Below are 20670 nucleotides of genomic sequence, written 5' to 3'. Positions count from 1 at the left end.
TGGATCAGACAGGCTCAGCCTGGGGCGCGAGGGTGAAAGGCGATCTCCGGAACGACGGGACGGAGCGGAATGCGCTGCAGTGGTGCAGTGCGCGAATCCCGGATGGTGGGCGACGGGCGCGCCCGGGCGGCCTCGGATGGTGTGGCTCAGGTGCCGGTGGGATGCCGGAACGGCAGTTCCTGCAGGTGAACTCGCTCGGGTTCGATGAGCGAGACGATCGCCGAGCGCATCGGGAAGTCGGTGCCGACGTAGCGGTTGCTCATCCGGTCCATGATCTCCACCGCTTCGTCGCCCTGGAGTTCCTCGACGACCCGGCCGCGGACGACGACCGACCGATAGGGGTTGTGCTCGTCGCAGACCGACACGGCGACGCGCCCGTCACGACGCAGATTGGCGACCTTCTGGTTCTCGAGAGCGGAGAAGATCGCCAAGCGATCACCTTCGACCGCAATCCACACGGGAGAGACATGCGGTGAGCCGTCGGGCATGAGCGTCGCGACGTGTGCCATGTTCCGCGCCCCGAGCAAGGCCCGCACCTCAGCGGACAGTTCGGCCATGAGCGGCAGCCTACTCGCGTGCGCATCGGTGCACAGGCTGTTGCCGCAGGACAGGCGGCCCGGACGGAGGTGCTGCCCCAGCGGAACGACGCGGGGACAGGGGCCACTCCCGCGATACGGACATGTAACACGACCGAGGTCCCGAGCGACGTTCCGTCCGACGCGTCGACACCGCAACCGGGGTCGTCGACACGGATCGAGATCGGATGGGGTGGGACCATGGCACTCGACTGGGCGGTGCGAAACAAGCGGATTGTCGCGGCTGCGGTGGCACCCGTGGCGCTCGGGGCGGCGGCGGTGGTAGCGATCGCCGTCTCGGAACCGTCGGCCCCGTCGACGGCCCCGACGACGCTGACCGCCTCGGTCACCGAGTGCCACGACATGGTCAGCATCGCGGTCGGCGGGCGCAACGACAGCCCGCGTCCCGGCACGCATGCGATGCTCCTCGACGCCGACGGAAACCCCCTGCCCGCGGCCTCGTCCACCGACTTCAGCAGCCCCTGGGTCGACGAGGTCGTCAACGCCCCGCGCGACGACGTGCCGGAGGGCTCGTACTCCGCCGTGTACGTCGAGTACCCGGCGGACATGTCGTCGTACGACGACGCCGTCGAGACCGGCGTGGACAACGCCCAGACCGTGATGCAGGCGATCCGCGAGGCGTGCCCCGACACGAAGTTCGCCGTCGTCGGGTACAGCGAGGGCGCCGATGTGGCGCGCCGGGTGGCGATGGAGATCGGCAACCAGGAGGCCGCCGAGGACGGGTCGTACGAGATCGTCGATCCGGATTCGGTCGTCGGTGTGGTCATCCTGGCCGACGCCGGTCGTCAGGCGGGCGAGGGACCGTTCCCCGGCGCGGAGGACGAGTTCCGCAACCCGGACGGGTTCGACCTCGCCTACCAGTCGGGCCGCAACAGCGCGTCGGGCAGTGGTTCGCTGCCGGGCACCTCGGGAAGCTTCGGGGCGCTGGACGGCAAGGTGGCGTCGTTCTGCTCGGAGGGCGACCTCACCTGTTCCGCTCCGGAGAACATCGCCCTGCTGCAGCTCGCAGTGAACGTGGGCCGGCAGCTGAACGTCGACGCACTCGAGCGCGACGGCCTCACGCCGCAGACCGCGCTGGACGTCGCCACAGTCCTCGGGCGGATCGCCATGGCCGCCTTCGCCGACATCCAGTCGCAGGAGAACTGGATGCAGAGCGACGAGACGTTCCTCGACGTGCTCATCAAGGTGTCGGATCCGTCCTACGAGCCCGCCACCCGCGATGTCGCCTCGGACGGCACGGACGAGGAGATCACCTCGGGTGAGCTGATCGACCTGGCCTACCTGCCGGCGAAGCTCCGCAACGAGGTCATCGGGTTCCTCGCCGACAACGAGAACACCCTCGAGGTGGCGCTGAGCGACCCGTACCAGCAGACCCTCGCTCCCGACACCGGGCACCACTTCGACTACTGGCGCGATTCCGACCCCGAGAACGGAAAGCCCCTGACCTCGGCGCAGTACGCGGCAGCCTGGCTGACGCACCTGGCGAAGCAGGCCGAGAGCGGCGAGCTCGACAAGGCCGAGGCCGAGTCGACCGCCCCGAAGCTGGTCGTCTCGTCGAAGCCGATCGATCCGGCGCCGATCCCGCCGACGGTGGACGAGGACGCGGAGAAGGCCGCCGCCGAGGCCACCGCGACCGCCCCGACGACCACCTCGCGGACCCCGGCCGCGACCACCACGACGGCGGCGTCGCCGGCGCCCGTCCAGGCCCCCGCGCCCGCCCAGGCGGCGGCTCCCGCTCCGACGGCGACCACGACGTCCCCGGTTCCGTCCCCTGCAGTGCAGTCCCCGGTCGTCGAGCCGCTGCCGCCCGTCGAGTCCACGACGACGGAGTCGAGTGCCGCCGAGACCACGACGCCGGCCACCACCACCACCACCGCGACGACCACCACGCCGGTGCCTCAGCCGTAGGCCGGTCGAAGGCTCGCCTCGCGGATCGTCCTGGCCCTGGTCGTCGACGCGACGACCAGGGCCACCGCGGAGAAGGCGGGCAGTGGATGGCCCAGCAGCACCGCGACGGCCAGATCGGCGGCCACTGCGCCCGTCGCCATCGTGAAGACCCACGGCGGCGCGGTGGGCAGTTTCGCCTTCCCGGCCGTCCACGGGGTACGGGCCCAGGGTTTCGCGACCGACAACCACGCCTGGAAGGCGAGCGCCCCGACCATCAGAGCGGTACCCGCGATCATCGGCCCCGCCGGTCCGGACGCGCCGTCGCGGGTGGCGTCCACCGAACTGTTCAGGCCCGCCGACAGCAGGAAGATCCCGAGGTTCACCTGGACCACGGTGAGGACGAACTTGATCGCGACCCACCAGTAGCGCAGGAAGCCCCACGGCGTCGCCGCCGCGAGCAGGAAGCCCGTGAACGCCGACGCGTTGGCCAGCGGGGCGAGCAGCGAGCTGTCGAGGTGCTGCGCCATCGTCGTGCCGGCCACCCGCACCGCGGGATCCACCGCGGTGCTGCTCAGCGTCAGCAGGACGAGCAGCGCGAGGGCCTGGCTCATCCATCCCACGGACGTGACCACGTGCAGCCACACCGTCGCCTGCCGCCACCGCTGCCCCGGACGCTTCGCCATGGGGTCCACTGTCGTCCGGAGCACGCTGGAGCGGATCCGGGATCACCCGGAGAATCCCCCTGAAATTGTCGTGCCCGGGTTCAGCCGTGCTCGATGTACGACTCGAGCTGGTCGCGTTCGCACTGCAGTTCGTCGATCCGGCTCTTCACGACGTCGCCGATGCTGACGATGCCCACCATGCGGCCGTCCACCACGACGGGCAGGTGCCGGATCCGGCGTTCGGTCATGGTCTCGGCGAGGCTGTCCACCGTGTCGGTGGGCAGGCAGGTGGACACCGTCGTGCTCATGATGTCCCGGACGCGGGCGGCGAGCAGGGCGGGGCCGTGGTGGTGGAGCCGGCGCACGACGTCGCGCTCGGAGACGATGCCGATCACGGCGTCGCCCTCCACCACCACGAGGGCGCCCACGTTGTGGCGGGCGAGCGTACCGATCATCTCCTCGACCGAGCGGTCCGGCTCAATCGTGGCCACCACCGGGCCCTTGTTCCGCAGCACGTCCGCGATCCGCATCCGGGCACCCCGATCCATCCGTTCCCACCCGCCGTGACGGCGATCGATGGTTGTCGATCTTATTCCCGCAGGTCGGCGAAATTCTGGGTGGTTATCCAGTCGTGACTCGTGCTCCGAGTCGCCCCCCGGATCGTTATCCGGTGGCGTCGCCCATCACAGCGCCCTCGCGACGCGGGTCCGCGCCGCCGATCCACCCGGACTCGTCCCGGCGCAGCGCGCTCAGGCCGCTGGACTGGGGGAGCACCGCAACCTGATGACCTCGTGCGCGCAGCTCGGCGACGAGGGGATCGCGGGCCCCGTCGTCGCTGCCGTCGATCGCCGGATGCTCGCCGCCGACCCCGGTGACGGGCGTGTTGGCCGCGCCGAAGGCGACCGCCGACACCGCCTGCTGGGGATCCAGACCCCAGTCGAGCATGCCCACGAGGGTCTTGACCACGAACTGGATGATGACGGAACCACCCGGCGAGCCGACGACGATGCGCACGTCGCCGCGGGTGCCGTCGGGGTTGCGGTCGAACACGAGGGTCGGTGCCATCGAACTGCGCGGCCGCTTGCCCGGTTCGACGCGGTTGGCCACCGGGACCCCGGCCTCGTCCACGGGTTCGGCGGCGAAATCCGTCAGCTGGTTGTTCAGCAGGAAACCGTCGACCATGTGGAACGAGCCGAACGCCGATTCGATCGTCGTGGTCATCGAGGCCACGTTGCCGTATTCGTCCGCGATGGAGATGTGACTGGTGCCGTGTTCGCGATCCTGCGCCGGAACGCCCAGGGGCACCGGTCCGAAGTCGCCGGGCTGTGCCGTGCCCATGCTCCGGCCCGGGTCGATGAGATCCGCCCGGGCGCGCAGGTAGTCGTCGTCGAGCAGGGTCTGCGGCGAATTGCCGGGCAGGGGAACGAAGTCCGAGTCCGCCACGTACTTGTCGCGGTCCGCGTACGCGAGCCGCTCGGCCTCGGAGATCAGGTGCACGGCGTCGGCGGTCGGCTCGCCCCCGTTCTCGTCGACCTCGGTCGGTCCCAGCGCGGACACGTCGAAGTTCTCCAGAATGCCCATCGTCGCCGCGACGGCGATCCCTCCCGAGGACGGGTTCGGCATGCCGCAGATCTCGTGCTCCCGGTAGGGCGTGCACACGGGGGTACGCGTCTTCACCTCGTAGCCGGCGAGGTCGTCGACGGTCATCGTCCCGGGGGTGCGGCCCCCCGTGTCGGTGGCGGTGGCGTCGACGATGTCCTGGGCGAGCGCTCCGGTGTAGAACGCGTCGGCTCCGTCGGACGCGATGGTGCCGAGCGTCTTCGCCATGGCCGGATTGACCAGGACGGTGCCCGCGGTCTTGGGTGTGCCGTCGGGGTTCAGGAAGTACGCCCGTGCCTCGTCGTCGACGGCGAGGTCGGGCGCGGCGTCGGCGATCGCCGCGGCCATCCGGTCGCTGATCACCACCCCGTCTTCGGCGAGGGCGACGGCCGGGTCGAACAACCGGGCCCACTCGGTGCTCCCGTGGTCGCGGTGCACCTCCTCGAGCAGGCGCACCACCCCGGGCACCCCGATCGAGCGGCCGCTGGCACGGGCGTCGGGCCGGGGTTCGGTGCGGTCGGTGTCGCTGATCCAGCGCAGGTAGTTCTCGGTGGCCGACATCGGTGCCGTCTCGCGGCCGTCGTACGCCTGCACCTGCCTGGTCTCCGCGTCGTAGTAGAGCAGGAAGGCGCCGCCGCCGATCCCCGACGACTGGGGCTCGACGAGTCCGAGCACCGTCTGCGCGACGACCAGTGCGTCGGCGACGGTGCCGCCGTCGCGCAGCACCTTGCATGCCGCCTCCGTCGAGACCGGGTTGGCAGTGGACACCGCGTACGTCGCGGTCGTCACGGCCGTCATGTCGTCCCGGTAGCCGGTGGCGACCTCGGGGTTGGTGGCCAGGTCCCGCTCACCTGTGGGCGGTGCCGGCGGCGCGGCGGACAGGGGGGTGCCGTTGGGAACCGAGATGCACTCCGCGGTGACCGCCGGGTCGTCACCGGACGACGTGCAGGCGCCGAGCAACGCGACGGACAGGGTCGCGGCGATCGCGACGCGGATCGGGGAGCCCACCTTCGCCGGCGCTGTCATCCCTCCGACGGTAACAGCGGGCCGCCGGTGCCCGAAGTGCTTCCGACGAAATCCGTTTCGGCCGGGCCGTCGCTCCGGGCCACCGCGTCCAGCGGCGAACCGTCCGGTCATCCGCGTGCGGCACGACCGTTGTCCGTGTCCGATCGGCGCGCGGCTGCGGAGCGTATCCGCTATCCCAGCAGCAGGATTCCCGTGAGGGCGATCGCCGAGACCCACACCGTGGATGCGGCGGCGAGGGCGAAGGGGCGCCAGCCCACTCCCCGCAGTACGTCGAGCCGTACGCCGGTGCCGAGCGCGAACATGGCGGCCGTGAGCAATGCGGTCTGCGTGAGCCGGGCGACGTCCAGGACCGGGTCGGGGAGCAGGCCGGTGGCCCGCAGGGCGACGCAGCCGAGGAAGCCGAGGAGGAACAGCGGCACCAGCGGCGGTCGCCGCACTTCGGTCTGCTCGCGGTTGCGTCGGCGCGACACCGCCCCGATCCAGGCGACCACGGGTGCGAGCATCGCGACCCGGGCGAGCTTCACGGTCACGGCCACCGTGAGCGCACTCGCGCCCAGCGCCCCGGCGCTTCCGGTGTCCACGGCTTCGCCCGCGGCGACGACCTGCGCCACCTCGTGGATCGCCGCCCCGGCCCACATGCCGGCCTGGGTGGTGTCGAGTCCCAGTGCGGAGGCCGCGAGCGGAAGGCCGGGAATCATGGCGGTGCCGAAGACGACCACGAGCGCGACCGAGGTGACCACGTGTTGCTTGCGGGCGTCGACGATCCCGTCCACCGCGGCGACGGCGGCGGCGCCGCAGATCGAGAAGCCGCAGGCGACGAGCAGGCGCTGGGTCCAGTCGAGCCCGAGGAGTCTGCCCAGTGCCATCGTCCCGGCGATGCCGCCGGCCACCACGGCCACGACGAGGCCGAGTACACCCCAGCCGAGCGCGAGCACGTCGGTGACGAGGAGTTGCAGCCCGAGGAGCGCGACCCCGATCCGGAGCAATCGGCGAGAGGCCACGGCCAGGCCGGGGCCGGTGGCCGCCGGGAGGGAGGTCGTGTTGGCCAGGAGTGCGCCGAGGACGATGGCGATCAGCAGGGGGCTGATGCCCCCGACGAAGCGGGCGGCGACGAGGGCCACCGCTGCCGCCGCGGCACAGACGGCGAGTCCCGGGAGCGGAGCGCGCAGGCGTGCCGCGGCCGGAGCCGAGAGCGCCTGGAGAGAGGTGGCCATGGTCTCCACCCTGGCGGGTGGCGCGCGTCGCGGATAGACGGTGTTTCGGCATCACCTCATATCGATTCGATATGAGCTGATGCTGCAGTAGGCACGGCCGCGCCGCCGCGAAGCGAAATTCATCGCCGGTGTGCGAGCGCCCGCACCGCGACGTCTCCCGCGGTCTGCAGCGCCTGCACGAGCACGACCAACACCACCACCGCGACCATCAGGACCGGGGTGTTGAAGCGCTGGTACCCGTAGACGATGGCGAAGTCGCCGAGCCCGCCGCCGCCGACGACCCCGGCCATCGCGGAGTACCCGACCAGCAGAACCGCGGTGAGGGTGGAACCCGAGATCAGAGACGAAAGCGATTCGGAAAGAAGTACTTTGGTGACGATCTGCCGGTTCGAGGCCCCCATGGCCCGGGCCGCGTCCACCCGCCCACGCGGAACCTCTCGCAGCGCGCTCTCGACGATGCGGGCAAAGAACGGGATCGCGCCGATCGTCAAGGGGACGAGCGCGGCGGTCGGCCCGATCGCAGTCCCGACCACCAGACGGGTCACACCGATCAGCGCGATCAGCAGGACCAGGAACGGCAGTGAACGGAACACGTTGACCACGGCCCCCAAAACGAGATACAGCGGTCGGATCGGGCGCAGCCCGTCCGGCGCGGTCACGTGCAGCAGAACACCCACGAGCACCCCGCCCACGACGGTGAGGAGGAAGGCGACGCCCACCATGTAGAGGGTGTCGAGCGTGGCGGCCCACACCTCGGGCAGGGCGTCGTACCAGCTGAGTTTGTTCATGCCCCTACTCTCGCCACGGCGCCGGTCGTCCACGCGACGGTGACGTCGGGCAGGGTGGCGAAGAATCGGTCCACCGCGTCGCGATCCACGTCACCGTCGAAACGCACGTGCAGCTTGCCGATATCGGTACCGGCGACACGGTCGACCCGGCCGCCGACGACCGCGACGTCGACCCCGACGCCGCGGGAGAGCCGGGACAGCCACGGCGTGGCGACGGCGGATCCGCGGGCGGTGACGAGCGCGGTCACGTCACCGTTCTGCTCGCCGACACCCGCCGGCAGCAGCGCATCACCGAGGCGGGACCCGGGGTCGGCTACGAGATCGGCCACGGGACCGGATTCGACGATGCGGCCCCCGTCCAGCAGAGCCGCGGACGTGCAGATCCGGCGCACCACGGACAGCTCGTGGGTGACGACGACGATGGTGACGCCGAGTGTCCGGTTGACGGCCGCGATCAGATCGAGCACCTGCTCCGTGGTGATCGGGTCGAGGGCACTGGTCGCCTCGTCGCACAGCAGTACGTCGGGCTCCGCGGCGAGTGCGCGGGCGACGCCGACGCGCTGCTGCTGCCCGCCGGACAACTGCGAAGGGAAGGCGTCCCGCTTGTCGGTGAGCCCGACGAGCTCGAGCAACATCTCGGCCCGGTCCCGGCGCTCCGTCCTCCGTACGCCGGCGACCTCGAGCGGAAACTCGACGTTCGCGCGGACGGTGCGGGAGTGCAGGAGGTTGAACTGCTGGAAGACGGTGCCGATGCGGCGGCGGGACGCGCGCAGCCGGCCTTCGGACAGGTGCGAGAGGTCCTCGCCGCGCAGGAGGATGCGTCCGCTCGTGGGGCGTTCCAGCAGGTTCAGGCATCGCAGCAGCGTGGACTTGCCGGAACCACTGGGGCCGACGATGCCGAAGACTTCTCCCTCCTCGATCTTCAGGTCGATTCCGCGGAGTGCGTCGATCGTGCCGGTGCTACCCGTTGCAGGGTACGACTTGGTGAGTCCGTCGACGACGATCACGCCCCGACCTCGTGGACGGGTACGACTGCGCCGTCGTAGTTCTCGGCGATCCAGGCAGCGACCTCGGGCGACTCGAGGGCGTCTGCGAGGGCGGTGACGGCGGGATCGGACGCATCCTCCGACCGCACCACGAGGATGTTCTCGAACGGGTTGTTGTCGACGGATTCTCGGACGATGCTGTCGTCCGCAGGGTTGAGCCCCGCTTCGAGCGCGTAGTTCGAGTTGACGACCGAGGCCGTGATCGCCGGATCGTCGACGGTGCGCGCGAGCTGCGCGCGTTCGAGTTCGACGAACCTCAGGTTCTTCGGATTCGAGACGATGTTCGCGGCAGTGACCGTCGCGATGTCCGCTTCGGACAGCGGCTTGTCGAGTTCGAGCAGGCCCGCCGACTCCAGGAGGTAGAGCGCGCGCGCGAAATTGGTCGTGTCCTTCGGCAGCGCGATCGTGTCGCCGTTCTTCAGGTCCGCGACCGCGGCGATCTTGTTCGAGTACAGGCCGAGCGGTTCGAGGTGTACGGCGGCGGCCGACTCGAGGTTGTCCACGCCCTTCTGCTGCTGCCAGTCGGCGAGGTACGGGTGGTGCTGGAAGAAGTTGGCGTCGACGTCACCGGCTTCGAGCAACTCGTTCGGGTCCACCTCGCCGGTTACGGGCTTGATGTCGAGGACGACGTCACCGAGCGCACCGGATTGCCGCACGTGTTCCAGGATTTCGACGTGCGGTGTCGCGGAGGCGGAAATCACGAGCGTGTCCTCGCCGGTCCCGGAGGCGGAGCAGGCGGCCAGTCCGGTGGCGAGGGCGACGGCGGAGACCAAGGACAGGTTGCGGCGCAGAGTCATTCGGAGTGTTCGCTTTCGTCGACATCGCCGGGCCGGCCGGCGATGAGGGGGGAATTCGAGAGGTCGGCGTGATGGCGCTCGGTGACGTTGGGGTGTGCCCGCAGTCGTGACTTGAGTGCGTTGAGCCCGTACACGGCGTGCAAGGCGTCACCGTGCTCGTCCGCACCGACGCCGCGGGCCTCGGCGGCGAGTGCGCCAGGCAGTCGCACATGCGGCAACGCCCGATCCAGTGCGGGATTGAGGAAGAACGGTAGGGATACCCGGTCGGTGCCGGGAGCCGGCGGAAGGACCCGGTGCGTCGTCGCCTTCAGGTAGCCGCCGGTGGCCAGTTCGAGGAGCTCGCCGATGTTGACGATGAAGTGTCCGGGCAGGGGTTCGACGTCGACCCAGGTACCGTCGATCTCCACCTGGAAGCCGGTGCTTCCGGGTTCCGGATAGAGCAACGTGAGAACTCCCACGTCCTTGTGACTGCCCACACCCTGTCCGGTGATCGATCGGTCGTGGCCCGGGTAACGCACGATCTTCAGCAGCGGATCGGGGTCCGTGAACGCACCCTCGAAGAAATGGGCTGGTGCGGAAAGGGATTCGGACCATGCGCGGAGGAGTCTACGGCCGACCGTGCCGGACTGTTCGATCCACTGCAGCGCGAGCGGCCGCAGCTGCGGCACCCGGCTGGGCCACAGGTTCGGACCGTGCAGCACCTCCCACGGCCGATGGGGGTCGAACTGTGCCACCGGAGCCCGTTCGGGGCCGATGTCGAGTTGCTCGCGCCAGTCCACATATCCCTGGGTTCGTTCACCCCCGACGCGGGTGTAGCCGCGGAAATGAGGTGAGTGGGAGTTCTCGATCTCCAGCTTCACGGGGTCGGGCAGGGCGAAGAACGCGCGTGCCGCCGCGATCAGCCGGTCGGCGAGGGCCGGGTCGATGCCGTGGCCGGCCAGGTGGAAGAAGCCGACCTCGTGCGTGACCCGGCGCAGCCGGTCGAGCAGGGCGGCCCGGGTGGCGGCATCGCCGTCGAGGCCTGTGAGGTCGACGACGGGCAGGGTGGTCGAGGGAGGCATCGCGGGGAGTCCTTTCGGGCCACGTCGAGCGCCGGGTGCCCGGGAAACGGGCAACGCGGCATCGGCGGCCGGAGGAGATGTCGGTATCGGGAGACGCGGGTGCGTCCGGTGGGACGGCTGTCAGCGACAACAACACGCCGGGGCGTGCGTGCCCACGACGCATGCGATCACGACCTGCGCGTGACTGGTGCCGACCATCTTTCCTCCGAGGGGCCGCGGGCGCGGCCCGTTCGTGGCGGGAATCCGCCCTCGGTGCTGCTGGACGGTCACGCTATCCATTGGACGGGTCTCGGACAACCCACGCCCTTTCGGGCGGGTCCGACCTGCACCGATTTCGGATCACGACGATCGCAATCCTGGTCCGCACCCCGGTGCACGGCTACCGTGACGCCGATGCCGAGACGGCGACGTGTCCGGCCGGGCGCAACGGTTCCGATCACCTCGAGGACAACCCTTCGCGGACGCCCACCGGGACGGCAGACTCTGTAGTTCGTGCGCTTCCAGATACTGGACATCATCTTCAACCCACCGCATCCGGTCACCGGCGACGTCGTCGCTCCCGCGGACCGCCTGAACCGCGTCGTCGAGATGGCGGTGCTCGCCGAGCAGCTCGGCATCGACAGTTACTCGATCGGCGAACGTCATGCCGGCGACGTGCTTTCGTCCAGCCCGACCGTCGTCCTCGGTGCCATCGCACAGGCCACCGAGCGGATCCTGTTGTCCACGGGTGTGACCGTGCTGTCGGTGCTCGATCCCGTGCGCGTCGCCGAGGATCTGTGCACCATCGATCAGCTGAGCCGGGGCCGCCTCGAGATCGTCATCGGTAAGGGCAACGAGGTGCTCCAGTACCCCCTGTTCGGCCTCGACATCGGCAAGCAGTACGACTACCTCACCGAGAACTACGAACTGCTGCGCCGGTTGCTGCGGGAGGAACACGTCGACTGGTCGGGTTCGTACCGAGCGGCACTCGCCGATGTCACGACGCTGCCCCGCCCGTTCGACGGGCCGTTCCGCATCTGGCACGGATCTGCCACGTCGGCGCGCGCCGTGGACCTGGCGGCGAAGTGGGGAGACCCGATCGTGACGGCCAACGCCCTGCAGCCGCGGGAGAACTACAAGGTCCTGATCGATCGATACCGCGAGCGCTTCGCCGCACACGGTCACGACCCGGCGAAGGCCTACGTCGGCTCGGGTTCGGGCGGGTTGTTCCTCGCGGACACCACGGAGAAGGCGATCGAGGAGTACCGGCCGATCTACGAAGGCATGGTACGCCAGGCCGACAAGAGGAAACACGATCCGGACGCCGTCGGCAAGACCACCAGCTTCCGCACGATCGAGGAGGCGGTCGAGCGGGGTCCGGCCCTTGTCGGTTCCCCGGACCGCGTGGCCGAGAAGATCTTCGACTACCACGAGTGCTTCGGCCACGTCCTCCAATCCGTATCCGTCAACCACGTGCTCGACTTCGGACGCCAGAAGGACACCCTGCGTCGATTCGCCGAGGAGGTCGTACCGCTGGTGCGCGCCGAGGTACCGCCGACGACGCTGTGGAGCGAATCCGACACCGAGCGCGCCAGAGGGTTCACCACCGATTCGCCGGTGGGCAGCCGATAGCGATCCGTCGACCGGCCGGGAACCGGCCAGAAGGGCTCCACCCGTGACCACGTCCCACCCACTCACAGCGAACCCCGGCGCCGGCGCGGATCGGGTGGTCGCTCGCTCCGATGCACTCGACCGGCGCGATGCCCTCGAACGACGCTTCGGTGCTGCCGACACGGCCGGCCCCTGGAACGAGGTGCTGGCGACTCGGCTGGCGCACCGGTCGGTGCGCCGGTTCCTCGACCGTCCCGTCCCCGAGGACCATCTGCGCGCCGTCGTCGCCGCCGCGTCGTCCGCGGCCAGCTCGAGCAATCTGCAGCTGTGGTCCGTCGTCGCCGTCACCGACCGCGAGCGGATCGATGCGCTCGCCACCCTTGCCGGCGATCAGGATGCGGTCCGCCGCGCGCCGCTCTTCCTGGTCTGGCTCGCAGACTTCGCACGCTGGGAGCGCATCGCTACGGTCCACGGCCGAGAACTCGTCAATGCGGACTTCGCCGAGGGCACCCTGCTCGGCGTGGTCGACGCGGCCCTGGCCGCGCAGAATGCCGTGGTCGCGGCGGAATCGATCGGCCTGGGCACCGCGTATATCGGCGGCATCCGCAACGAGCCCGAGCGCGTCGCCGACGTCCTGGAACTGCCGCAGCGGGTTTTCCCGGTCGTCGGCCTCTCGGTCGGCTTCCCCGATCCGGCGGAGAAGGCCGAGGTCGAGCCGCGACTCGGTTTCGACGTGGTGTGCCACCGAGACCGTTACCGACTCGAGGCGCAGGACGCGGGTATCGCTCGGTACGACACCCGCGCCGAGGACTTCTACCGTGGACAGGGCCTGCCGGGCAGCTGGACCGGACGAATCGTGGCACGACTGACGGATCCGGGTACGCTGGGATCGCGCCGTCGAATTCGAGACGCGTTGCGCGAAAGGGGTTTCCCGACGAACTAGGGGCGCCGGCAACTCCGGCACCGCCTCGGCTGTGCCCTGACGAAGACCGTCGGGCACGGCCGCGATCGACTGCAGACAGGTGAGGATCGAGCACTATGAACGAAACAGCGTGGAGCCGCAGGCACGTGGACCTGTGCCGCACCCGCTCGTGTCTCTGTGCCTGCTGACCTGAGTACGTATCTTCCCGATTCCTCCCTCCGTCTCGGTATGTACCTCCTTCAAGGAACGGCTATGTCCCTGTCTATGTCGAATGCCCTCGAATACTCCGCCACCGCCGCATCGGAGCACGTTCCGGGCGTCCGTAGCGACGAATACCGCTCGGCCCTTCGGCGGCACCCCGCCGGGGTCACGATCGTCACTCTCGAATCCGGCTCCGGCCCGGTCGGGTTCACTGCGACGTCCTTCGCTTCGCTCTCCCTCGATCCGCCGCTGGTCTCGTTCAACATCACCGACACGTCGTCGAGCATCGGCGCCGTCCGCTCGGCCGAGTCGTTGGTGATCCACCTGTTGGGCGACCATCAGCAGCATCTCGCGCAGCGCTTCGCGCGCAGCGCGTCGGAGCGGTTCTCCGACGAGTCGCTCTGGACCCGACTCGAATCCGGTGAACCCGTCCTACACGGCACGCCGGTCTGGCTCCGGGTTGTCGTCGACCGGTTGATTCAGCTCGGTGACAGCACTCTGGTCGTCGGTGTCGTGGTTCGTGCGCACCAGGACCCGAATCCGGCGGAGGGCAAGCGTATTCCGTTGCTCTACCACGAGGGCGCCTACCACCGCCCCGTCGCATTGGAGGAGTGAATCATGAGTCGCCTGCCGAGTATCCGGAACGAGTGTCCGAGCTGTCACCACACCGCATCGCCCGTCAGCTCGTCGGATCCCCTCCTCGACCGGAGCCTCACATGGAAATCCTCGCCACTCGCAATGACGTAGTCACCGACGCCGGTGCCGAACTCGTTCTCGTCCTGCGACTGCCCGACATCGGAACACACTCCTCGCGTGACCTGGCGGCGCTCGCCGACGCCCTTCGCGAGGCCGCCCAGGATCTGGTTCCGGGCGTGAGCACCCATACGGTGCTCAGCCCGACCCCCATCCCGTTGATCATCGACCTTCCCGCCCGCGACGTCCTGCTCGACGGCCGGCGAGTGCTGCTCAGCCACAGCGAGTTCGAGATCCTCGCCTATCTCGTCCGCAACCCGAGGACCGTGGTGTCCCGGGCCGTCCTGCGCGACCTCGGCACCGGGGTGCGGGAGGTGGACAGTCGCGGCCGGAACGTCGATGTCCACGTCTCCCGGATCAGGACCAAATTGCAGCAGTTCGGCAGCATCATCTCCACGGTCCGCGGCAGCGGATACCGCTTCGACCCGCACCCGGCCGTTCACATCACGGAACTGCTGACGAGGCGGTGCGCATGACGCCCGGGCACGACGACCTCCCCGCAGGTCGCCCTTCGGCGGCCGCCCCCGAATCGGAGACGCTAGGTCTACTGCGGCGGCTGTTCACCGAGGTCCGGTGGCCGGACGTCGCCACCACCCGCGCGGTGATAGAGCTGTGCACATGGTGAGCGCGGTCCGACCAGAACCTCCCGGCAGCGCACCGCACCGGGATACCCCGAATGTACCTGGAAAGGCACCTGCGTGAAGACCACCGTCGTCGCCGGCAACCCCAAGCCCGGCTCCCGCACCCTCGACGCCGCCACCCTCCTGGCCACGGAGCTCACCGGCTCCGCACCTGACCACGCCGTCGACGTGATCACCCTCGGGCCCGGTCTGCTCGGTTGGGGTGACGATGCCGTCACGGCGGCGGTGGAGACCGTCGCCGACTCGGACCTCGTGGTCTTCGCCAGCCCTACCTCCAAGGCCGCCTACACGGGCATCCTCAAGCTGTTCCTCGACCAGTTCGCCACCAGCGACGGCCTGCGCGACGTCACCGCCGTGCCGCTCATGCTCGGCGCCGGCCCGGCCCACGCCCTGGCCCCGGACCTGCTGCTCAAGCCGGTGCTCGTCGAACTCGGCGCCACGACCCCGGCGCCGGGTCTGTACCTGCTCGAATCCACGTACACGACCGACACGCGGATCGCGGACTACGCCCAACGCTGGACGCCTGTCCTGCGATCCGCGTGGCGGTGAGCGGGCCGGGTCAGACGACCACGGGCTCGCGGTCGTCCTGATCCGCGGCCTCGAGTTCGCGCACGAGCGGCAGCACCTTCTCGCCGAAGTACTCGATCTCCTCCTGGAAGTGGAGGAAGCCGGACAGGATGAGATCGACTCCGCGCCGGCGGTATTCGACGATGCGGTGGGCGATCTGCTCGGGCGTGCCGATGAGCTGGGTGCGGAAGCCGTCGTTGTACTGGACCAGGTCCTCGAATGTCGAGTCGGCCCACATGCCCTTCTTGTCCCCGGTGGACGCACCGGCCTGCTGCACGGCGCCGCGGAAGCCCTCGACCGCCGGGCGGTTCGCCTTCTCGATGATCTCGCGGAGAGTGTCGCGCGCTTCCTTCTCGGTGTCACGGGCGATGATGAACCCGTTGAGGCCGACCTTGACCTCGCGCTGGTGCTCGCGGGCGACGGCGCGCAGGTCGGCGATCTGCTCGCTGATGCCGTCGTAGTCCTTGCCGTTGCTGAAGTACCAGTCCGCGTAGCGCCCACCGTTGGCGATCGCGGCGGTGGAGTTACCGCCCTGGAACAGTTCGGGATTGGGCCGCTCGGGCGTGTTGGCGGGCTTGGGCTCGAGGGTGAAGTCGTGGATGCGGTAGAAGTCGCCGCGGAAGTCGACATCGTCCTCGGTCCAGATCTTGCGCAGCACCTGCAGGAACTCGGCACTGCGGCGGTAGCGTTCGTCGTGCTCGAGCCACGGCTCGCCGAGGTGGGTGAACTCGTCCTTGAACCAGCCGCTGACGACGTTGACAGCGAACCGGCCGCCGGAGAGCTGGTCGGCGGTGGCACCCAGTTTGGCGAGCACCGCCGGCTGCCACAGTCCGGGATGGACGGCGGCGATCACCTTCAGGCGCTCGGTGGCCAGCAGGAGAGCGAGGGAGAAGCTGGTGGACTCGTGCTGGAACTCCGCACCGTAGCTGGCCTCGTACCGCACCTGGCTGAGGGCGTACTCGAAGCCGTTGTTCTCGGCGGTGCGGGCGAGCCGGACGTTGTAGTCGTAGTCCCAGCTGGTCCGCTGTTCGATGTTCGAGGTGACCAGGCCTCCGCTGACGTTGGGCACCCAGTAGGCGAATTTGATCTCGGGGGTGATGTGTTCGGTCGACATGGGCACCAATTCAAGCGTCCGCACCTGCCGCACCCAATCGTTGGAATCAACCCGATCCCAACCGTCGCGAGCGGTCGCGACGGTCGGGACCGGGTCGTCGTCAGGCGGGCTGGACCGCGGCGCCGGCGAGCGGCGACGCGCTGAAGCCGCCGCTCGGCTGGAACCGCGCCAGCACGTCCTCGGCCGGCTCGCCGGCATGCGCGGTGATGAATGCCAGCACGTCGTCGCGGGTGTCGATGCCGAGCAGCGTGCCGGGTTCGGACAGGAACCCGAACAGCGCGGCGGCCACCGGCTCACTCACGGTCGCCGCGGGAAAGAGCAACTCCGCGTGCACGGCGTACTTCGGATCGCCGAGGAACAACCGGGTCACCTCCGCGGCGGCGTGACCGCGGGTGTCCCAGTGCTTTTCGAACTGATCCGTGAGCCAGTCGGCGGTGAACTCGCCCTCGTGGCCGCGTGCCGCCTCGATCAGCGCCGCCACCTGCACCACGGTGTTCTGTGCGCCCTGGCCGGCGATGGGGTCGAACGCGATGGCGGTGTCGCCGATCGCGGCGACGACGTGGCCCCCGGCCGTGCGGCCCACCGCCCGCCGCACCGTCGGGGTGACGGACCCGCGCAGCCAGGAGTGCGGATCGGCCTCGATGACCTCGAGCTTCTCCACCTCGGGGGCGTCCTGCGGGAAGTAGTCGCGGTACAGCTCGACGACGGTGCGACGGGCGCTGTGGACGTCGGTGACCGCCTCGAACCGCTCGACCCACGGGCTGCCCGGCTTGGCGAAGCCGAGGAAGCTCCACGTCGGACCCGCGTCCTTGTGCAGGTACGGGCCGAGCCAGGCCTCGCCGTACTCGGTGTGCAGGTTGAACAGGTTGTGGGCGCCCCCCGCCTCGGAGCGGTAACCCCACGTGTCCGGACCGTGCCCGAGTCCCCGGAGCGTCACCAGCAGCAGGTTGCGCTGGGGCTCGCGGTAGACGGTGCGCTCGGCGTCGACGGGGAACAGCGACGACAGGCCGCCCTTGCCGGTCGCGACGAGCGTCAGGTCGTGCTCGGCGGCGATCGCATCGAGATTCTCCGGCGTCACCGCGCGCACCTCGAACCGGCCACCCCGGTCGAGGAAACGGCCCAGCCGGTCGTCCGCCCGCAGCCGGACGTCGACGCCCTGCGCGACGTACCGGAAATCCGGGTCGAACTCGAGGACCTCGGTGCGGGTGTCGCCGTCGCCCGAGTACAGGCGCGTGCTCATGCCGGTCGAATGGGGTCCGTCGGCGTACAGATCCTCGATGATCCGGGCGTCGGACTCACGGGACTTGCCGAAGTAGACGGCCGTTCCGGTCGCCGGCACGTCGTTGCGCAGCGACTCGCGATCCCGGTCGCTGAAGACGGTGACGTCGAATCCGGCATCGAGGAAGCCGAGCGCGGCCGTGGTCCCGGCCAGTCCGGCGCCGACGACGGCGACGGAACGTCGAGTGGTGGTCATGGAATCTCCTCGTGATGGGCGGTGATGGATCAGCCGACGTAGGCGCGGTAGCGGTCGGTCACGGTCGAGAGGGACGCGCCGAGCCGGTAGCGGGCGCCCCGATGCTCGTCGGGGAGACGGTCGCCCTTGCCGAAGAGCTTGTGGCGCAGCGCTCCCTCTGTGTAGGTCGTCGGGTAGGCACCGCGCTCCTGGAGGACGGGGACGACGTGGGTGATCATGTCCTCGAACGAGCCGGGCGTGACGGCATAGGCGAGGTTGAACCCGTCGACGTCGGTTTCGGCCACCCACTCCTGCAATTGGGTGGCGACGGACTCGCCGGAGCCGACGAAGCGGGGGCCCAGTCCGCCGATGCTCGCCCACTCGGCGATGTCGCGGACGCGCCATTCACGGCCGTCGTCGTCGGCCTCCTGGAAGGCCGCGACCGCGGAGCGGATGGCGTTGCTCTCGACGTTGCCGATCGGCTCGTCGAGGTCGTAGCGGGACAGGTCGATACCCATCCAGCCGGAGGTGAACACCAGCGCGCCTTCGAGGCTGGCGTACCGCTTGTACTCCTCGTGTTTGGCCGCGGCCGCCTCGTCGGTGGCGTCCGTGACGATCGTGGCGAGGGCGTAGATCCGCGCGGAGTACGGATCGCGGCCGGCGTCGACGAGCGCGGCCCGGATGCGGGCCACGGTGTCGCGCAGGACCCGCTTGGACGGCGGCCCGACGAAGATCGCCTCCGCGTTCTCCGCCGCGAAGCGCACGCCGCGCGGCGACGCCCCGGCCTGATAGATCACCGGGGACCGCTGCGGTGACGGTTCGGACAGGTGAATGCCGGGCACCGTGAAATGCGGACCGCGATGCCCGATGTGGTGCACCTTCTCCGGGTCGATGTAGATGCCGCGCTCGGCGTCGCGGACGACGGCGTCGTCCTCCCAGGAGCCCTCCCACAGCTTGTAGAGCACCTCGAGGTACTCGTCGGCATGGTCGTAGCGGGTGTCGTGATCGAGCTGGTCGGCTTCGCCGAAGTTGCGGGCCGCGGACGGCAGGTATCCGGTGACGACGTTCCATCCGATGCGGCCCCGGGTGAGGTGGTCGAGGGTCGAGAGCCGCCGCGCGAACGGGTAGGGATGCTCGAATCCTGTTCCGGTGGTGATCCCGAAGCCGAGATGCTCGGTCGCCGCGGCCATCGCCGAGACGAGCAGGAGCGGATCGGCCACCGGGATCTGCGCCCCCTGTCGCAGCGCCGCCTCGTCGGTGCCGCCGTAGACGTCGTACGTGCCGAGCACGTCGGCGATGAACAGGCCGTCGAACAGGCCGCGTTCGAGGAGCCGGGCAAGTTCGGTCCAGTACCCGAGGTCGGTGTAGCGGTGCGACCGGTCCGCGGGGTGACGCCACAGTCCGGGGGACTGGTGGGCCACGCAGTTCATGTCGAACGCGTTGAAGCGGATGTGGCGGGTCACGCGATGACTCCGGGGCGACGGCCCGCGCTCCACGCGTAGGGCAGCGGATCCCCGTTGAGCACGTGGGCGCCGACGGCCTGCTGCTTGTAGATCAGCGGGTTGTGCGCCGCGACGGTCCGTGCGTTGCGCCAGTGCCGGTCCAGCGCCGCCTCCGACGAGGTGATGGATGCGCCGCCGACCTCGAACAGCTGCGCCGTCGCGTCGAGGACGAGCCCGATCACCACCGACTGGGCGCGGGCGGCGGAAGCCTCGGCGCGGTCGAGCAGTTCGGGGTCGTCGGCGCCCGTGTCGAGAAGGACGTCGAGGTCGTCGGCGACGGCGAGCACGGCTGCGCGGGCACCGAAGGCCGCGGCCGACAGCTTCCCGATCACCTGCTGGACCAGCGGGTCGTGCCGTGGCAGGTCGGCCGCGGCGTGGGTGAACGTGCGGGTGCGCGCCCGAACCCAGTCGACGGCGTCGGCCTCGGCCCGCCGGGCGATGCCGGCGAGCACCGCGAGCTGCACCAGCTGCAGGTAGGCGGTCGCGTAGGTGCGGCCCGGGGCGCCGTAGCCGGGCCCGAGGATGCGGTCCTCCGGAACCACGACTCCCCTGAAGGTGGTGGTACCGCTCGCGGTGAGCCGCTGGCCGAAACCGTCCCAGTCGTCGGTCTGCTCGACGCCCGCCTGCCGCGCGTCCACCAGTACCGAGACCCGCTCGCCGTCGCGGTCCGCGGCGACGAGGATGTGGTCGGCGTAGAGGCTTCCGGTGCTGTAGTACTTGGTTCCGTCGAGAACCCAGTCGCCGCCCTTGCGGGTGAGGGTCGTGCGGTAGCGGTCGGCGGCACCGACCCCCGGTTCGGTGATGGCGTTGCCGACGAGCGTGCCGTCCGCAGTGGCCGCGAGCCAGTGCCGGGCGCGTTCGTCACCCGCGAGCCGCTGGTCCTCGACGAAGCTCCAGTGCACGCGCAGCGCCTGTGGCAGGTTCGACTCGGCGGCAGCGAGGTCGATCAGCAGGTCGAACAGCTGACGGACCGTGGCACCGAAGCCGCCGAACTCGACCGGCACCCGCAGGGCGCCGAAACGGGCCTCCCGCAGCCACTGCACCTCGTGGAACGGCAGCCGGCGCTCGTGCTCGCGCTGGACGGCTCCCTCGGCGATCCGGTCGAAGATCGGCCGGAAGCGCTCCCGGAGTTCGTCGTCGGTCACGGCCGGCGTCTGGATCGTTGAACTGCTCACCTGTCATGCTCCTCGGTGTGGCGTCGATGTCGACACAACGATGGACAATCGGGCCCGCGATGGCACCGGTTGCGAT

At 69.7% G+C, this 20670-nt stretch carries 20 protein-coding genes; 7 read left to right on the top strand and 13 right to left on the bottom strand.

What is annotated here, in order from left to right; genetic code table 11:
• Window positions 1-146: 146 nt before the first annotated feature.
• A complete protein-coding gene (locus tag AC2IPW_RS24490) occupies window positions 147-557 on the bottom strand; it encodes a TIGR03618 family F420-dependent PPOX class oxidoreductase (protein ID WP_486375898.1) in 411 nt (136 codons plus the stop codon).
• 219 nt (window positions 558-776) lie between these two features.
• Between AC2IPW_RS24490 and AC2IPW_RS24485 the strand changes: the two genes are divergently transcribed.
• A complete protein-coding gene (locus AC2IPW_RS24485) occupies window positions 777-2504 on the top strand; it encodes a cutinase family protein (RefSeq protein WP_486375897.1) in 1728 nt (575 codons plus the stop codon).
• On the opposite strand, the gene AC2IPW_RS24480 is transcribed toward AC2IPW_RS24485, so the two are convergent.
• From AC2IPW_RS24480 to AC2IPW_RS24445, 8 genes are all read right to left on the bottom strand, one after another.
• Window positions 2495-3166, bottom strand: coding sequence for a hypothetical protein (locus AC2IPW_RS24480; protein ID WP_191902526.1), 672 nt, complete (start codon window positions 3164-3166; stop codon window positions 2495-2497). The two genes, AC2IPW_RS24485 and AC2IPW_RS24480, sit on opposite strands and share 10 nt — an antisense overlap.
• Before the next feature lie 80 nt (window positions 3167-3246).
• Window positions 3247-3675, bottom strand: a complete 429-nt coding sequence (locus tag AC2IPW_RS24475) for a CBS domain-containing protein (RefSeq protein ID WP_003938628.1) — start codon at window positions 3673-3675, stop codon at window positions 3247-3249.
• A 133-nt stretch (window positions 3676-3808) separates the two neighbouring features.
• Entirely contained in the window at window positions 3809-5770 is a 1962-nt protein-coding gene (gene ggt, locus AC2IPW_RS24470; RefSeq protein WP_486375896.1) for a gamma-glutamyltransferase, read from the bottom strand.
• Between the two features lie 170 nt (window positions 5771-5940).
• A complete protein-coding gene (locus AC2IPW_RS24465; RefSeq protein WP_486375895.1) occupies window positions 5941-6984 on the bottom strand; it encodes a YeiH family protein in 1044 nt (347 codons plus the stop codon).
• Between the two features lie 119 nt (window positions 6985-7103).
• The gene (locus AC2IPW_RS24460) at window positions 7104-7772 is read right to left on the bottom strand and encodes a methionine ABC transporter permease (protein ID WP_416062214.1); all 669 of its coding nucleotides are present in this window, start codon (window positions 7770-7772) and stop codon (window positions 7104-7106) included.
• On the bottom strand, window positions 7769-8779 hold the full coding sequence (locus AC2IPW_RS24455; RefSeq protein ID WP_486375894.1) for a methionine ABC transporter ATP-binding protein: 1011 nt from the start codon (window positions 8777-8779) through the stop codon (window positions 7769-7771). The genes AC2IPW_RS24460 and AC2IPW_RS24455 overlap by 4 nt, the downstream gene beginning before the upstream one ends.
• Entirely contained in the window at window positions 8776-9615 is an 840-nt protein-coding gene (locus AC2IPW_RS24450) for a MetQ/NlpA family ABC transporter substrate-binding protein (protein WP_371382742.1), read from the bottom strand. Before AC2IPW_RS24450 ends, AC2IPW_RS24455 begins: the two co-directional genes overlap by 4 nt.
• On the bottom strand, window positions 9612-10676 hold the full coding sequence (locus AC2IPW_RS24445) for an isopenicillin N synthase family dioxygenase (RefSeq protein WP_486375893.1): 1065 nt from the start codon (window positions 10674-10676) through the stop codon (window positions 9612-9614). The genes AC2IPW_RS24450 and AC2IPW_RS24445 overlap by 4 nt, the downstream gene beginning before the upstream one ends.
• A gap of 492 nt (window positions 10677-11168) precedes the next feature.
• On the opposite strand from AC2IPW_RS24445, the gene AC2IPW_RS24440 reads away from it, so the two are divergent.
• From AC2IPW_RS24440 to AC2IPW_RS24415, 6 genes are all read left to right on the top strand, one after another.
• On the top strand, window positions 11169-12287 hold the full coding sequence (locus tag AC2IPW_RS24440) for an LLM class flavin-dependent oxidoreductase (RefSeq protein WP_486375892.1): 1119 nt from the start codon (window positions 11169-11171) through the stop codon (window positions 12285-12287).
• A 94-nt stretch (window positions 12288-12381) separates the two neighbouring features.
• A complete protein-coding gene (locus AC2IPW_RS24435; RefSeq protein ID WP_486377064.1) occupies window positions 12382-13209 on the top strand; it encodes a nitroreductase family protein in 828 nt (275 codons plus the stop codon).
• A gap of 95 nt (window positions 13210-13304) precedes the next feature.
• The gene (locus tag AC2IPW_RS24430) at window positions 13305-13376 is read left to right on the top strand and encodes a putative leader peptide (protein WP_372446906.1); all 72 of its coding nucleotides are present in this window, start codon (window positions 13305-13307) and stop codon (window positions 13374-13376) included.
• A 64-nt stretch (window positions 13377-13440) separates the two neighbouring features.
• A complete protein-coding gene (locus AC2IPW_RS24425; RefSeq protein ID WP_486375891.1) occupies window positions 13441-14004 on the top strand; it encodes a flavin reductase family protein in 564 nt (187 codons plus the stop codon).
• Window positions 14005-14105: 101 nt separating this feature from the next.
• Window positions 14106-14618 (top strand): winged helix-turn-helix domain-containing protein, encoded by a 513-nt coding sequence (locus tag AC2IPW_RS24420; protein WP_040272936.1) that lies wholly within the window; start codon window positions 14106-14108, stop codon window positions 14616-14618.
• Window positions 14619-14840: 222 nt separating this feature from the next.
• Window positions 14841-15332 (top strand): NADPH-dependent FMN reductase, encoded by a 492-nt coding sequence (locus tag AC2IPW_RS24415; protein WP_486375890.1) that lies wholly within the window; start codon window positions 14841-14843, stop codon window positions 15330-15332.
• A gap of 10 nt (window positions 15333-15342) precedes the next feature.
• Here the strand turns inward: AC2IPW_RS24415 and sfnG are convergent, their stop codons facing one another.
• The 4 genes from sfnG to AC2IPW_RS24395 form a co-directional block, all read right to left on the bottom strand.
• Entirely contained in the window at window positions 15343-16464 is a 1122-nt protein-coding gene (gene sfnG / locus AC2IPW_RS24410) for a dimethylsulfone monooxygenase SfnG (protein ID WP_054371809.1), read from the bottom strand.
• Between the two features lie 100 nt (window positions 16465-16564).
• Window positions 16565-17938 (bottom strand): styrene monooxygenase/indole monooxygenase family protein, encoded by a 1374-nt coding sequence (locus AC2IPW_RS24405; RefSeq protein WP_486375889.1) that lies wholly within the window; start codon window positions 17936-17938, stop codon window positions 16565-16567.
• A gap of 29 nt (window positions 17939-17967) precedes the next feature.
• Complete coding sequence (locus tag AC2IPW_RS24400; RefSeq protein WP_486375888.1) at window positions 17968-19380, bottom strand: LLM class flavin-dependent oxidoreductase; 1413 nt, start codon at window positions 19378-19380, stop codon at window positions 17968-17970.
• Window positions 19377-20594 carry an acyl-CoA dehydrogenase family protein gene (locus tag AC2IPW_RS24395; protein WP_054371812.1) on the bottom strand — a complete coding sequence of 406 codons (1218 nt, stop codon included), beginning with the start codon at window positions 20592-20594 and terminating at the stop codon, window positions 19377-19379. The genes AC2IPW_RS24400 and AC2IPW_RS24395 overlap by 4 nt, the downstream gene beginning before the upstream one ends.
• Between the last annotated feature and the right edge of the window lie 76 nt (window positions 20595-20670).

The organism is Rhodococcus sp. NS-SX18 (assembly GCF_057367935.1).
The sequence above is the reverse complement of the archived record's forward strand: the minus strand, read 5'-3'. Positions and strand labels throughout refer to the sequence as shown.